The 16,384-nt window shown below is 31.3% G+C and carries 13 protein-coding genes; all 13 read left to right on the plus strand.

From position 1 onward, the window contains the following. Nucleotide 1 precedes the first annotated feature (1 nt). A complete protein-coding gene (gene ftsY / locus Q0V08_RS02055) occupies nt 2-1,171 on the plus strand; it encodes a signal recognition particle-docking protein FtsY (protein ID WP_297431643.1) in 1,170 nt (389 codons plus the stop codon). 133 nt (nt 1,172-1,304) lie between these two features. Continuing rightward, nucleotides 1,305-2,303 carry a phosphate acetyltransferase gene (gene pta / locus Q0V08_RS02060; RefSeq protein WP_297431644.1) on the plus strand — a complete coding sequence of 333 codons (999 nt, stop codon included), beginning with the start codon at nt 1,305-1,307 and terminating at the stop codon, nt 2,301-2,303. A gap of 100 nt (nt 2,304-2,403) precedes the next feature. Continuing rightward, nucleotides 2,404-3,609: an acetate kinase gene (locus Q0V08_RS02065; protein ID WP_297431646.1), complete on the plus strand. Its 1,206-nt coding sequence runs from the start codon at nt 2,404-2,406 to the stop codon at nt 3,607-3,609. 172 nt (nt 3,610-3,781) lie between these two features. Beyond that, entirely contained in the window at nt 3,782-7,360 is a 3,579-nt protein-coding gene (gene nifJ / locus Q0V08_RS02070; protein WP_297431648.1) for a pyruvate:ferredoxin (flavodoxin) oxidoreductase, read from the plus strand. Nucleotides 7,361-7,484: 124 nt separating this feature from the next. After that, entirely contained in the window at nt 7,485-8,273 is a 789-nt protein-coding gene (locus Q0V08_RS02075; RefSeq protein ID WP_297431650.1) for a glycosyltransferase family 2 protein, read from the plus strand. Continuing rightward, the gene (locus Q0V08_RS02080; RefSeq protein ID WP_297431652.1) at nt 8,230-9,255 is read left to right on the plus strand and encodes a glycosyltransferase family 9 protein; all 1,026 of its coding nucleotides are present in this window, start codon (nt 8,230-8,232) and stop codon (nt 9,253-9,255) included. The genes Q0V08_RS02075 and Q0V08_RS02080 overlap by 44 nt, the downstream gene beginning before the upstream one ends. A gap of 1 nt (nt 9,256) precedes the next feature. Further along, nucleotides 9,257-10,270, plus strand: coding sequence for a lipopolysaccharide heptosyltransferase II (waaF, locus tag Q0V08_RS02085; RefSeq protein ID WP_297431654.1), 1,014 nt, complete (start codon nt 9,257-9,259; stop codon nt 10,268-10,270). Next, nucleotides 10,270-10,941 (plus strand): lipopolysaccharide core heptose(II) kinase RfaY, encoded by a 672-nt coding sequence (locus Q0V08_RS02090; RefSeq protein WP_297431656.1) that lies wholly within the window; start codon nt 10,270-10,272, stop codon nt 10,939-10,941. The genes waaF and Q0V08_RS02090 overlap by 1 nt, the downstream gene beginning before the upstream one ends. A gap of 1 nt (nt 10,942) precedes the next feature. After that, complete coding sequence (locus tag Q0V08_RS02095) at nt 10,943-11,941, plus strand: glycosyltransferase family 9 protein (RefSeq protein ID WP_297431658.1); 999 nt, start codon at nt 10,943-10,945, stop codon at nt 11,939-11,941. Nucleotides 11,942-11,947: 6 nt separating this feature from the next. Next, a complete protein-coding gene (gene recA / locus Q0V08_RS02100) occupies nt 11,948-13,021 on the plus strand; it encodes a recombinase RecA (RefSeq protein ID WP_023050971.1) in 1,074 nt (357 codons plus the stop codon). Further along, nucleotides 12,993-13,553 (plus strand): regulatory protein RecX, encoded by a 561-nt coding sequence (locus Q0V08_RS02105; RefSeq protein WP_297431660.1) that lies wholly within the window; start codon nt 12,993-12,995, stop codon nt 13,551-13,553. Before recA ends, Q0V08_RS02105 begins: the two co-directional genes overlap by 29 nt. Beyond that, nucleotides 13,547-14,272 (plus strand): lysophospholipid acyltransferase family protein, encoded by a 726-nt coding sequence (locus tag Q0V08_RS02110; protein WP_297431662.1) that lies wholly within the window; start codon nt 13,547-13,549, stop codon nt 14,270-14,272. Before Q0V08_RS02105 ends, Q0V08_RS02110 begins: the two co-directional genes overlap by 7 nt. Nucleotides 14,273-14,455: 183 nt before the next feature. Continuing rightward, a partial coding sequence (locus Q0V08_RS02115; protein WP_297431664.1) for a pyruvate formate lyase family protein occupies nt 14,456-16,384 on the plus strand: 1,929 nt, incomplete at its 3' end.

Consider the following 16,384-nt stretch of genomic DNA (forward strand, 5'->3'; position numbering starts at 1 on the left):
AATGGGATTTTTTAATAAACTTTTCGGTAGAAAAAAAGAGGATAAAGTCGAAGAACAAGAAGAAAAGTTAGAAAAAGAAATAGTAAAAGAAGAACTAGAATCTTTTGAAGAACAAAAAGAAGAGAAAATAGACGAAGAAGAGAAAATAGATGAAGCTGTAGAAAACGCTATTAATGATGAAGAAAAGGAAGAATCAATAATAGAGCATGAAGAAATAAAAGATGAGGTAGTATACGTAGAAAAACCAAAAGTTGAAAAAAGAAGCTTTTTTACATCTTTAAAAGAAAAACTATTTAAATCAAGAGAGGGATTATTTGGAACTTTAAAAAATATTTTTACAGGAAAGTCAATAGTAGACGGTGAAATGTATGAAGAGTTAGAAGATACTTTAGTACAATCAGATATTGGTATTGAAATGACTTTGAAGATAGTAAAAGATTTAAAAGCTGAAGTGAAAGCTAGAGGTGTTAAAAAACCTGAAGATGTATACCCAGTATTAAAAGATGTACTAGAAGGATATTTGATTACGGAAAATACTAAATTAGATATTCAACCTGGAAGAATGAATGTAATACTAATAGTTGGGGTAAATGGAGTTGGAAAAACTACAACTATTGGAAAAATTGCAGCTAAATTAGTTAAGGATGGTAAAAAAGTTGTAATAGGTGCAGCAGATACGTTTAGAGCAGCAGCAGTTGAGCAATTAGAAGAATGGGTAAAAAGAGCTGGTGCTGAGATTGTAAAACATCCAGAGGGCGCAGATCCAGGAGCAGTTGTTTTTGATACTTTAAAGGCTGGAGAAGATAAAAATGCTGATGTTGTAATTATTGATACTGCAGGAAGATTACACAATAAAAATAATCTAATGAAAGAGTTAGAGAAAATAAATAATATCATAAAGAAAAAAATAGGAGATCAACCTTATGAATCAATTTTAGTTTTAGATGGAACTACAGGACAAAATGGGTTGATTCAAGCAAGAGTATTTAATGAAGTAACAAAATTAACAGGGTTTATTGTCACTAAATTAGATGGAACAGCTAAGGGAGGAATACTATTTAGTATCTCTGAAGAACTTAAAAAACCTATAAAATATATAGGTGTAGGAGAGGGAATAGAGGATTTAAGAGAATTTAATAGTAAAGAGTACATACAAGCTATTTTTGACTAATATATTAAAAAAAATAGAATTTCTGTTGTAAATATATATAAAATTTGTTAATATATAGTTGAAAATTATGAGCACTATTACAGTATAGTTAAAAATGTGCAATTTATTTAATAAAAATCAAGGAGGACTTAAAGTGAGCATTATAGTTCAAATTAAAGAAAAAGCAAAAACTTTAGGAAACAAAATAGTTCTTCCTGAGGCTACTGATGAGAGAGTAATCAGAGCGGCTGCAGGAGTAGTTGAGGAGAAGTTAGGAACTCCAGTATTAGTAGGAAATGTAGAAACAATAAAAACATTTGCTGCAAATTTAGGAGTATCTTTAGATGGTGTTGAAATTATCGATCCAAAAACTACTGAGAAATTAGCTTCATATGTTGAGAAACTTTGTGAGTTAAGAGCAAAAAAAGGAATGACTCCAGAAGAGGCAGAAAGATTATTAACAACTGATGTTAACTTCTTTGGTGCTATGATGGTTAAAATGGGAGATGTAGCTGGAATGGTTTCAGGATCAGATTCACCTACAGCAAATGTTTTAAGAGCTGGATTACAAGTTGTTGGAACAAAGCCAGGAGTAAAAACAGTATCATCAGTATTTTTAATGGAGTTAAAGCATAATATAGAAACTTACGGAGAAATCTTAGTATTTGGAGATTGTGCTGTAATCCCTGAACCTACATCAGAGCAATTAGCTGATATCGCATCAGAAGCAGCTGTAACAGCAGCTACAGTAGCTGGATTAGATCCAAAAGTTGCACTTATGTCATTCTCTACAAAAGGATCAGCAAAGCATGATTCAGTAGATGTTGTAAAAAGAGCAGGAGAAATTTTAAGAGAAAGAAATGCAGATTTTGCATTTGAAGAGGAGTTACAAGCAGATGCTGCTTTAGTAGCATCAGTAGGAGTTAAGAAAGCGCCAAACTCTAAAGTAGCAGGAAAAGCTAATGTATTAATATTCCCTAACTTAGCAGCAGGAAATATTGGATATAAATTAGTTCAAAGATTAGCTAATGCAGAAGCATATGGTCCTTTAATTCAAGGATTAGCAGCTCCAATAAATGATTTATCAAGAGGATGTTCAGTTAAAGATATCGTAGATTTAGCTGCAATAACTTCAGTACAAGCTGGAAAGTAATAGACGATAATTTAAATTAAGGTAAAAATTTGTAAGGAGTTTTATCTCCTTACAAATCAAATATATTAAAATAAAAAATAAAATTAAGGTGGTAAATTTAATGAAAGTTTTAGTTATTAACTGTGGTAGTTCATCTCTAAAGTACCAATTATTAAATCCTGAATCAGGAGAGCTTTTTGCAATTGGACTTTGTGAAAGAATAGGAATCGAAGGATCAAAAATGGAGTATGAAACTCCAGCTAACGATTTTGAAATCGAAATAAAGCAAGATATGCCAACTCATAAGGAAGCTTTAGAGTTAGTAATAAGTGCTATTACAAATCCAGAATATGGAGTAATAAAATCAGTAGAAGAGATTGACGCAATTGGTCACAGAGTAGTACACGGTGGAGAGAAATTTGCTTCATCAGTATTAGTAACTCCAGAAGTTATGGCAGCTATGGAAGAGTGTTCAGAGTTAGCACCATTACACAACCCTGCAAACTTATTAGGAATTAGAACAATGCAAGAGTTAATGCCAGGAAAGCCAAATGTTGGAGTATTCGATACATCATTCCACCAAACAATGCCAAAAGAAGCATACATGTATGCATTACCATATGAGGATTATACAGAATTAAAAGTTAGAAAGTACGGATTCCACGGAACATCTCATAAATTTGTTTCAGGAGTAGCTCAAGAGTTATTAGGAAATCCAGCTGAATCAAAAATAATCGTTTGTCACTTAGGAAACGGTGGATCAATATCTGCAGTTAAAAATGGTAAATGTATTGATACAACTATGGGATTAACTCCATTACAAGGAATTATGATGGGAACTAGATGTGGAGATATCGATCCAGCAGCAGTTTTATTCATAAAGAACAAAAGAGGATTATCAGATAAAGAAATGGATGATAGAATGAATAAGCAATCTGGAATCTTAGGAGTATTTGGAGAATCTTCAGACTGTAGAGATATGGAAATTGCTGCAGCAGCAGGAAATGAAAGAGCATTATTAGCTGAGAATATGTTCGCTTACAAAATAAGAGGATATGTTGGAAACTATGCAGCTCAAATGGGTGGAGTAGACGCAATTTGCTTCACAGGAGGAATTGGAGAGAATTCTGGAAAAGTTAGAGAAGATGTTTTAAGAGGATTAGAGTTTATTGGAGTTGAATTAGATAAAGAAGTTAACTCTAAGAGACAAAAAGGAAATGTTCTTTTAACTAAAGAAACATCTAAGGTAAAAGCATTCAAAATACCTACAAATGAAGAGTTAGTAATAGCTAGAGATACTTACGAGATTGTAAACGCTACAAAGTAATAAGTGTTAAAGGCTGTTTAAAAAATAAACATATTAGTCAGTAAAAATTATATTTGGTTGAATTAGTTTAAAAATTTCTTAAAAAAATCGATAACTTTAATTGACAATTAATAAGAATACTCGTAAAATAGAGTTAACTTTAGAGTCAATTAAAAAAGGGAGGACAATTCAAATGGCTAAAAAAATGCAAACTATGGATGGTAACCAAGCTGCAGCATATGCATCATATGCTTTTACAGAAGTAGCAGGTATTTATCCAATAACTCCATCATCGCCAATGGCTGAGTACACTGACGAGTGGGCATCAAGAGGAATGAAAAATATGTTTGGAGTTCCAGTAAAAGTTGTTGAAATGCAATCAGAGGCAGGAGCAGCTGGAACAGTTCACGGATCTTTACAGGCAGGAGCTTTAACTACAACATATACAGCATCACAAGGATTACTATTAAAAGTGCCTAATATGTATAAAATAGCTGGAGAACTTTTACCAGGAGTTATCCACGTATCAGCAAGAGCGTTAGCAGCACAAGCGTTATCAATATTTGGTGATCACCAAGACGTTTATGCAGCTAGACAAACTGGATTTGCTATGTTATTTGAGAGCTCAGTACAAGAAGTAATGGATTTATCAGGAGTTGCACACTTAGCAGCTATTAAATCAAGAGTTCCTTTCATGAATATATTTGATGGATTCAGAACTTCACACGAAATTCAAAAAGTTGAAGTAATGGACTTTGATGTATTCAAGAGATTAGTAGATATGGATGCTATTAAAGCTTTCAGAGAAAGAGCTTTAAACCCAGAGCACCCAGTAACAAAAGGAACAGCTCAAAACGACGACATCTACTTCCAAACTAGAGAAGTACAAAATAAATTCTACGATGCAGTACCTGCAATTGTAGCAAATTATATGGAAGAAATTTCAAAAGTAACTGGAAGAGATTATAAGCCATTTAACTATTATGGAGCACCAGATGCAGAGCATATTGTTATTGCTATGGGATCTGTTTGTGAAACATTAATAGAAACAGTTGATTATTTAGTAGGAAAAGGAGAGAAAGTAGGACTTATAAATGTTCACTTATACAGACCATTCTCTGCTGAATATTTCTTCAATGTATTCCCTAAGACAGTTAAGAAAATTGCTGTACTAGATAGAACAAAAGAACCTGGAGCATTAGGTGAGCCATTATACATGGACGTTAGAGGATTATTCTACGGAATGGAAAACGCTCCAGTAATCGTAGGTGGAAGATATGGATTATCTTCAAAAGATACAACACCAGCTCAAATGAAAGCTGTATTTGATAACTTAAAGCAAGCTGAGCCAAAAGATGGATTTGTAGTTGGAATCAATGATGACGTTACTTTCAAATCTCTTGAAGTTGGACCAAGCATTGAAACAGGAGCAGAAGGAGTAAGAGAGTGCTTATTCTTTGGACTTGGATCAGATGGAACAGTTGGAGCTAACAAAAACTCAATTAAAATTATTGGAGATAAAACAGATTTATATGCACAAGGATACTTTGCATATGACTCAAAAAAATCTGGAGGATCAACAAGATCTCACTTAAGATTTGGTAAACATCCAATTAAATCAACTTACTTAGTATCATCACCAAACTTCGTAGCTTGTTCAGTACCAGCATACTTAACTCAATACGATATGATTGGTGGATTAAAGCAAGGTGGAACATTCTTACTAAACTGTGTATGGGATAAAGATGAAGTTGTAGCTCATTTACCAAATTCAGTTAAGAAACAATTAGCTGAGAAAAATGCTAAGTTCTACATCATAAATGCTAACAAATTAGCAGCAGAAATTGGATTAGCAGGAAGAACTAACACAATAATGCAATCAGCATTCTTTAAGTTAGCAGATGTTATTCCATTTGAAGATGCACAAACTTACATGAAGCAATATGCTGAAAAGTCATATGCTAAAAAAGGTGACGCAATTGTAAAAATGAACTATGAGGCTATTGATAAAGGAGCTGGAGAATTAGTTCAAATTACAGTTGATCCTTCATGGGCTAACTTAACAACTGAAGTTGTTGCAGAAAAAGGAGCTTGCTCTTGTACAGGATGTGGATGTGGATCAACATCTAAGTTAGAATCATTTGTAGAGAAAATTGCAAAACCTATAAATGCTTTAAAAGGTGAGGAATTACCAGTTTCTACATTCTTAGGATATGAGGATGGAACATTTGAGAACGGAACAACAGCTTTTGAGAAAAGAGGAGTTGCAGTAAACGTTCCTGAGTGGAAATCTGAAAATTGTATCCAATGTAACCAATGTTCATATGTTTGTCCACACGCAGTTATAAGACCATTCTTAATGACAGCTGAGGAAAAAGCAGGAGCACCAAACGAGTTAAAAACAAAAACTCCAATTGGAAAAGGATTAGAAGGATTAGAGTATAAAATCCAAGTATCTCCATTAGATTGTACAGGATGTGGATTATGTGCTAACGTATGTCCAGCTAAAGAGAAAGCTTTAGTTATGGTACCTATCGGACAAGAAGTTGAAAAGGGAGAGCAAGAAAATGCTGATTACTTATTCAACGAAGTAACATATAAAGATGAGTTTATGCCAAAAACATCAGTAAAAGGATCACAATTTGCACAACCATTATTCGAGTTCCACGGAGCTTGTGGAGGATGTGGAGAAACTCCTTATATTAAAGCAATAACTCAACTATTTGGAGACAGAATGATGATAGCTAACGCTACAGGATGTTCTTCAATTTATGGAGGATCAGCACCATCAACTCCATATACAACAAATAGCTGTGGAGAAGGACCATCATGGGGTAACTCATTATTTGAGGATAACGCAGAGTTTGGATACGGAATGGCAACAGCTGTTGAAACAATGAGAGATAGAATCCAAACAATAATGGAAGAGAATATGGCAAATGTTTCTCCAGAAGTTGCAGCAATGTTCGCTGAATGGATTGAAAATAGAGCAGATGGAAATAAAACTAAAGAGATTAGAAATAGATTAGTTCCAGCTTTAGAAGCATGTAACTGTGGAGTATCAACAGAGATTTTAGAGTTAAAGCAATATCTTGTTAAAAAATCACAATGGATATTTGGAGGAGACGGATGGGCTTATGACATCGGTTATGGAGGATTAGACCACGTTTTAGCTTCTTCAGATGACGTTAACGTTTTAGTAATGGATACAGAGATTTACTCTAACACAGGTGGACAAGCGTCTAAATCAACTCAAACAGGAGCAGTAGCAAAATTCGCAGCTGCAGGAAAACCTAATAAGAAGAAAGATTTAGCAGCTATCGCAATGTCTTATGGACATATCTATGTTGCACAAGTATCTATGGGAGCTAACCAAGCTCAATACTTAAAAGCAATTGCTGAAGCTGAGGCATATCCAGGACCATCATTAATCATAGCTTATGCACCTTGTATCAGTCATGGATTAAAGAATGGAATGGGTAACAGTCAACTTGAGATGAAAAAAGCTACTGAGTGTGGATACTGGCCAATATTCAGATACAATCCATTATTAGAGAAAGAAGGAAAGAACCCTCTTCAAATCGATTGTAAAGAACCTAATTGGGATAATTACAATGATTATCTAATGGGAGAAGTTAGATATGCTACATTAGCAAAATCTAAGCCAGAGCATGCAAAAGATTTATTTGCTAAAAATAAATCAGAGTCTCAAAGAAGATGGAGACAATACCAAAGACTTGCATCATTAGACTTCACAGCTGAAGCTAAGTAATTCTTTGAAATTTAGAGATAAGGTAGAAGTACCTTATCTCTTTTTTTATTACAAAACTTTTTTGTAAATTAGCATATTATTTGGTATAATTAAGAGTAAGTAGTAAAAAAGAAAGGGTGAAAAAATGAAGATATCTGTTGCAATGATAACCTTTAATGAAGAAAAAATATTGAGAAAAACTTTAGAATCAGTTAAAGGATTAGCGGATGAAATAGTTATTGTAGACAGTGGGTCAACAGATGCTACAAAAAGTATAGCCGAAGAATTTGGTGCAAAATTTTATATAGAATCTTGGAAAGGTTATGGACCACAAAGAAATTTAGCTATAGAGAAGTGTGAAAATGAATGGATTTTAAATATAGATGCTGATGAAGAAATATCAGAAGAGTTAAAAAAAAAGATAAAAGAAATAACATCAGATATCAACAATAAGAAAGAGATTTTTAAAATAAATAGACTTTCAGTTTGTTTTGGAAAGCAAATAAAATATGGCGGATGGGGAACATCTTATGCAATAAGATTATTTAAAAAAGGTTCTGGAATATTCAATGACAATATGGTTCATGAAGAATTTAAAGCAAATAAAGAAATTTTTAAAATAAAAGAAAATATATATCATCATTCATATTTAACTATGGAAGATTATTTCAATAGATTTAATAGATACACAACAGAAGGTGCAAAGGACTATTATAAAAAAAATAAAAAAGTAAGTGTATTAGATATATTGATAAATCCAATATATAAATTTTTAAAAATGTACATTTTTAGATTAGGATTTTTAGATGGTATTGAAGGCTTTGTCATAGCATCAACAAGTTCAATGTATTCTATGATAAAATATTTTAAACTGAGGGAGATGTATAAGAATGGCTCATACTTACAAAAGAATAATAATAGCAAGAACGGATAAAATAGGTGACTTAATTCTATCAATTCCTAGTTTTTTTATGATTAGAAAAATGTATCCTGAAGCTGAAATAACTTTATTAGTGAGAAATTATAACTATAATATAGTAAAAAATTTACCATATATAAATAGAGTTGTTCAAATAGATAGATATAGACAAAAAGAACTTTTAGAAAAAATAAAATATTTTAATGCTGATGTTTTTATAGCTTTATATGTTGATAATTTTGTAATGGAATTAGCAAAAGCAAGTAAAGCTAAAATAAAAATAGGACCGCTATCAAAAATAAAATCTTTTTTTACGTTTAATAAAGGTGTTTTACAAAAAAGATCTAAATCAATAAAACATGAAGCAGAATACAATTTAGATTTGATAAAAAAACTTGATAAAAAACTTTTTGAAGATAGATTTGAAATAAATACTCAGATTTTTTTAGATAAAAGTAATTTAGAAGCTGCTGAAAAATTTTTCAAAGATAATAGTATTGGAGATAAAGTGTTAGTTGTAAATCCATTTATGGGTGGTTCTGCAAAAAACATAACAGATGAGCAGTATGCAGATATTTTAAGAGAAGTTATAGATAGAGAAAAAAATATTGATGTGATTGTAACAGCACACATTTCAGATGAAGAGAGAGGATTAAAGCTTTTAGAAAAAGTAGGAAGAGATAAAGTATATCTTTTTGCTAATGGAGGAGAACTTCTAAATATAGGGGCAGTTATAAATAGAGCTAAAGTTTATTTTGGTGGCTCAACAGGACCAACTCATATAGCAGGATCTTTACAAAAAAGTATTGTAGCTTTATATCCTAAAAAGGCAACTCAAAGTCCTATGAGATGGGGTGTTTTTGGTAATGAAGACGTTACATATGTAATACCAGATGAAAATATAAAAGAAAATTATAAACATAAAAATTTTGATTCATATAATGAAAATATAAAAGAAAAAATAGTTCAGGCAATAATAGAGAGATTGGAGAGATAACGTGAAAATATTAGTAATACACACAGCTTTTATAGGAGATATTGTATTATCAACACCATTATTAAAAAGAATAAAGGAAGTATATCCAGAAGCAAAAATTACTTATGTAACAACTCCTATTGGTGCTACTATTTTGAGAAACAATCCAAATATAACAGAGATAATAGAATATGATAAAAGAGGAAGCCATTCAGGAATTAAAGGATTGTTAGCTTTAGGTAGAAGATTGAGATATGAAAATTTCAATGTAGTTTTAACACCTCATAGATATTTAAGAAGTTCTATTTTAGCATGGTTAACAAGATCTCCTAAGAGAATTGGTTATGATATAGCAAGTGGGTCTTGTCTATTCACTGATAAAATAAGCTATGATAAGAGTAAACATGAAGTAGATAAACTACTATCATTTATAGGAGAGGTTCCAGATAATTCAAGAAAAAAATATCCAATAGAGTTATATCCAAGTAAAAAAGATATTGATGTAGTTGATAAGATTTGGAATGAAAATAAATTTAATAATCAAGAGATTATAGCAATAGCTCCTGGAAGTAAATGGTTTACAAAAAAGTGGCCTTTAGAATATTTTAATGAAGTAATTCGTTTGTTGATAGAGAATGGTAATAAAGTTGTTGTTATTGGTGGCAAAGATGAATTATATCTAAATGTAAATATTCAGCAAGGTGTTTTAGATTTAAGAGGAAAAACAACATTGTTAGAGTTAGCAGAGGTTTTAAAAAGAGTAAAAGTAGTTTTAACAAATGATTCATCACCAATACATATAGCATCTGCTTTTAACAAAACTTCAATTCTTGCAATTTTTGGACCAACTGTAAAAGAGTTTGGATTTTTTCCATGGAGTGAAAATAGTGAAGTTTTAGAAATTGAAAATCTTTCGTGTAGACCGTGTGCAATACATGGAGGAGATAAGTGTCCAAAAGGTCATTTTAAATGTATGTTAGATATAAAGCCAAAACAAGTCTATGAAAAAATTCTACAAATTTTGAAGAGGGTGTAATGGAAAAAATATTATGTAATAGTGAAGTAGATTTTAATTTAGTTAATAAAATTAAAAGAGAAGAGTTTAAAGTTATTAAAGATTTAAAAAACGATAACAGAAGCAAAGTTACGTTAATCGATATTGATGGAAACAAATATGTTTATAAAATTCCTAAAGAAAAGAATAACCGTATATGGCAAAGAATAACTTCTTTAATTAGAGGAAGTGAAAGTAAAAGAGAATATGAAAATTATTTAAGAATAAAAGAAAATGGTTTTAAAGGACCTATCCCTATAATGTATTGGGAAAGGAAAAATTTTGGAATATGTGTTGATTCATTTTTAGTAAGTTCATATTTATCTGGAAAACCAGCGACTCAAAAAAATTTAAAAATAGTAGAAAAAGAACTGAGAAAAATACATGCTAAAGGTTATTTACATGGAGATTCTCAATTGAGTAATTTTATAGTAGAAAATAATGAAATTTATTTAATAGATGCAAAATTAATAAAAAATAAATATGCAAAAGCAGGAGAAACCTATGAATTTATATATTTAGAAGAAAGTTGTCATAAAGAGATTGATATTTATGATAAAAATACTCTAAGTTATAAATTAGCAAAAAGTTTAAATAGTTACCTGCATTGGATTGGAAGAGTGAAAAAAGCAATTCGAAGAAAGGAAAGATAAATTGAGAGTTTTAATAATAAGACTTAGTTCTATAGGAGATGTAATACTGACTACTCCTGTTTTAAAAGAACTGAAAAAAAAATATCCAGATATAATTATAGATTTTTTAGTTATGGAAAATTTCAAAGATGCAATATCAGGATGTCCTTATATAGATAATTTAATTTTATTTAATAAAACAAAACATGATGGTTTAAAAAACATGATAGCATTTGGAAAAAAATTAAAATTAAATAATTACGATTATGTATTTGATTTACATGCTAAAGTGAGATCAAAAGTTATAAGTAATACAATTGGAAGTAAAACATATACGTATAAAAAAAGAAGTTTATTAAAAAGTATTTTAGTTAAAACTAAGGCAATAAAGTATAAAGTTGATGATACAATTATTAGAAATTATTTTGGTGCTTTTAAAGTTTTGGGATTAGAGTATAAAAGTGAAGATTTAACTTTTAGTTTTGAAAAAAAAGATTTAGAAAAATTAGAAACACTTTGTATAGAATACGACAACGTTCCGATGATAGCCCCAGGAGCTTCAAAGGAAACTAAAAAATGGACAAAAGAAGGATTTGCACAATTATCAAAACTACTTTATAATAAATATGGAAAGAAGCCAATTATAATAGGAGCAAAAAATGAGTATGAAATGTGTGAAGAAATTAAAAATCTTGCAGATGGGTTTGCTATAAATTTAGCTGGAAAATTAACTTTAAAAGAAAGTGGAGCACTACTTTCAAAAGCCAGATTTTTAGTTACGAATGATTCGGGGCCATTTCATATAGCAAGAGGAGTTAAATGTCCAACATTTGTTATATTTGGTCCAACTAGTCCAGGAATGTTTGAATATGATGAGAATAATACATTAATCTATTTAAATGAACCTTGTTCACCTTGTAGTTTACATGGAGATAAAGTGTGCCCACAGAAACATTTTAATTGCATGAAAAAATTAAATGCAGAAATGGTTATGAAAGTAATAGAAAAAAATGGGAGGTAATTGAATATGGCAAAAAAATCAGTAGATACAACAACAGATAAGTCAAAAGCTTTAGAAACAGCATTAAAGCAGATAAGAAAAGATTTTGGAGAAGGATCAATAATGAAACTTGGAGAAAACCAAGGTATGAATATTGAAGTTATTCCAACAGGGAGTATAAATTTAGATTTAGCTCTTGGTTTAGGAGGCGTTCCTAGAGGAAGAATTATAGAAGTATATGGTGCAGAGAGTTCAGGAAAAACAACAATAGCATTACACATAGTAGCTCAAGCACAAAAAATGGGAGGAGTAGCAGCATTTATAGATGCTGAACATGCATTAGATCCAGTATATGCAAAAGCTTTAGGTGTAGACGTGGAAGAATTATTAATTTCACAACCAGATTTTGGAGAGCAAGCGTTAGAAATTGCAGATATGTTGGTTAGATCAGGAGCAATTGATGTTATAGTTGTTGACTCTGTAGCAGCTTTAGTTCCAAAAGCAGAGATTGATGGAGAGATGTCAGACCAACAAATGGGTCTTCAAGCTAGATTGATGTCAAAAGCTTTAAGAAAATTAACAGGATCTATAAATAAATCAAAGACAACAATGATATTTATAAATCAAGTTAGAGATAAAATTGGTGGATTTAGTTTTGGACCTCAAACAACTACAACAGGTGGAAAAGCTCTTAAATTCTACTCTTCAGTAAGAATGGAAGTTAAAAGAGTTGGAAGTGTAAAACAAGGTGAAGAAGTTATAGGTAATGAAACAGTAGTAAAAGTTACAAAAAATAAGGTAGCTCCTCCGTTTAAAGAAGCTAAATTCCAAATTATGTACGGTAAGGGAATTTCTAGAGTAGGAGAAATTTTAGATATGGCCTTAGACAATGATATAGTTGCAAAATCTGGAGCTTGGTTCAGTTTTGGTGATATTAGACTAGGACAAGGAAAAGAAAATGTAAAGGCTAGATTAGAAACTGAACCAGAATTATTAGCAGCAATTGAAGAAAAAATAAACCAACTTCTAGAAAAAAATACAATAGTACTACATACATCAGAGGGAGAAGAAGTTGAAGCTGAAGAGATTACTGAAGAATAAGTATCTCTTTGAAAATGGATTGAGTATAGGTCTGAATAATGAAATAATAAACAAATATGATTTAAAAAGGAGAGAGGAGCTATCTCACGAGGAATACTTACAAGTGTTAGAGTTAGCTGCTCTCTCTACTTCATATTATTATTTAGCTAAAAGAGATTATACCAAAAAAGAGATATATAATAAATTGCTACAAAAATATTGGGAAAAAAATCCAATAGTAAAAGTTATAAAAAGATTAGAAGAAGCTGGTTATATTGATGATAAAGAATTTGCTATATCATATGTAAAAACTAAAAAATGTGGTAAGAAAAAAATAATATATGATTTAAAATTAAAAGGAATAACTTCTGAAATTATAGAAGAAGCACTAAGTTTTTATGAAGAGGAAGATGAGTTAGAAGAATTATCTAGAGCGTGGGATAAACTAGGAGAAAAAGAGGAGCAAAAAAAAATAGCCTCTCTTATGAGAAAAGGATTTTCGTATAGCGATATAAAAAGAGTTATAATCAAAAAAAGGGAGGAAGAATGTTAACATTATTAAAAGTTACATTAGTAGCACTACTAAATTTTATGTATTTAACGTTATTTAAATCTAGTAAGATAAAAAAAATGTCTAAAGATAAAGCTCCATTTGCCGCAAGAAAAGAGTTGAAAAAGCTTTCTGAAAGAATAGTAAAAGCAGCTAAAATAGATTTAGAAGTAGTATATTTAGATGAGATAGCATATAAAAAGATGAAGCTAGAGGATGGAATAGTGATAGTAGCAAATCACGCAAGTAATTTAGATATACCAGTTATAGTTACAGCTTTAAGTATACCAGTAGGTTTTGTTGCTAAAAAAGAGATGGAAAACTGGCCATTTTATTCAATGTGGATGAAAATGAGCAATTGTATATTTTTAGACAGATCTAATCCAAGAGAAGGGATAAAAAGCATAAGAAAAGCAGTGGAAATCGTTAAACAAGGATATCCAACTGTAATTTTTCCTGAAGGTGAAAGAACTTTAACAGGAGAAATTGGAAATTTTAAAAAAGGAAGTTTTAAATTAGCAACAGAAACTGGTGGAATCATTTTGCCGTTAACAATAGATGGAACTTTTTTTGTTCAAAATAGAAAAAGCATTCTAATAAAGCCAAATAGAAAAGTTAGATTGACTGTAGGAAAACCGATAGATTTGAGAAAAATAAGCCAAGAAAATAGCAAAAACATTAGTGAGATTGTTCGAGAATTGGTAGTTAAAGAGATGAAGTAAAAAAATAATTAAAAAATAACCACTAAATAAGTATAAAATTAATCGTTAAAAACTTGGGAAAAGTTTGACACTAGTTATTATTTGTGCTATAATCTCCTTGAAAATTAAGTTGAGCTTAACAGGGCTTAAACGAAAAATATAATTGGAATATATATTATTTATAATCCACTCAGGAGGAAAAAGATGGAAAACTTACAATCTTACTGGTCAGATTTCAAAGGAAACTTATGGAAGAAAGAAATCAATGTTAGAGATTTCATTCAGAACAACTACACACCATACACTGGGGATGAGTCATTCTTAGTTGGAGCTACTGAAAATACAAAAGCTGTTTGGTCAAAGTTAACAGAAATGTTCAAAGAAGAGATTGCAAGAGGTGTTTATGATGCAGAAACTAGAACTCCTCAATCAATAACTACTTATGGACCTGGATACATTTCAAAGGATAACGAGTCAATCGTAGGACTACAAACAGATGCACCATTAAAGAGAGGAATCTATCCAAAAGGTGGATTAAGAATGGTTGAAAACTCTTTAAATGCATATGGATATGAAATTGATCCAATAACAAAAGAGATTTTTACAAAATATAGAAAAACTCATAACGAAGGAGTTTTCTCAGCATATACAGATGATATGAAAGCTGTAAGAAAATCAGGAATCGTAACTGGATTACCAGATGCTTATGGAAGAGGAAGAATAATTGGAGACTACAGAAGAGTAGCTTTATACGGAGTAGATAGATTAATCGAAGAAAGAAAATTCGAATTAAAGAAAGCTGAAGCTCCAGAATTAACTGAAGAAATCATCAGAAAAAGAGAAGAAATAACAGAGCAAATTAACGCGTTAAAAGCATTCGTTAAAATGTGTGCTTCTTACGGATTTGACGTAACTAAGCCAGCATCAAACGCAAAAGAAGCTGTACAATGGGTATACTTTGCATACTTAGCAGCTACAAAAGATCAAGATGGAGCAGCAATGTCAGTTGGAAGAACTGCAACATTCTTAGATATATATATTGAGAAAGATTTAGCAAAAGGATTAATTACTGAGGATGAAGCTCAAGATTTAATCGACCAATTTATCATAAAATTAAGAATTATCAGATTCTTAAGAACTCCAGAGTACAACGATTTATTCTCAGGAGATCCAACTTGGGTAACTGAAGCTTTAGGAGGAGAAGGAGTAGATGGAAGAACTTTAGTTTCTAAAACAGCGTTCAGATATTTAAATACTCTTTACAACTTAGGACCAGCTCCAGAGCCAAACTTAACAGTATTATGGTCACAAAAATCTCCAGCAAACTGGAAGAGTTTCTGTGCTAAAGTTTCAATAGATACATCAGCAATTCAATATGAAAATGATGATTTAATGAGACCAGAGTTAGGAGACGACTACGGAATCGCATGTTGTGTTTCTCCAATGAAAATAGGAAAGCAAATGCAATTCTTCGGAGCTAGAGTAAACTTACCAAAAGCTTTATTATATGCTATCAACGGTGGAAGAGATGAGAAGTCAGGAGCACAAGTAGCACCTAAATTCGAAGGAATCACTTCTGAGTACTTAGATTTTGATGAAGTAATGGAAAAATATGACTTAGTATTAAAATGGTTAGCAGGAGTATACATCAACGCTCTAAAAGTTATCCACTACATGCACGATAAGTATTCTTATGAGGCATTTGAAATGGCACTTCATGATGTAGAAGTTTTAAGAACACAAGCATCAGGAATCGCTGGATTATCAATCGTTGCTGACTCATTAGCAGCTATTAGAGATGCAAAAGTAAGAGTAATCAGAGATGAAAGAGGAATCGCTGTTGACTTCGTAAGAGAAGGAGAATATGTAGCATTCGGAAACAACGATGATAATACAGATAAATTAGCAGTTGAAATAATGGAGAAATTCATGAATTATATCAGAACTCATGAAACTTACAGAAATTCAAAAGCTACACAATCAATCTTAACTATAACTTCAAACGTAGTTTATGGAAAGAAAACAGGAACTACTCCTTGTGGAAGACCAGCAGGAACTCCATTCTCTCCAGGAGCTAACCCAATGAACGGAAGAGATACAAGAGGAGCAGAGCAAGTGCTGCTACTGCTCCTC

Origin of the sequence: uncultured Cetobacterium sp. (assembly GCF_947038635.1) — a bacterium.
Taxonomy (GTDB): Bacteria; Fusobacteriota; Fusobacteriia; order Fusobacteriales; family Fusobacteriaceae; genus Cetobacterium_A.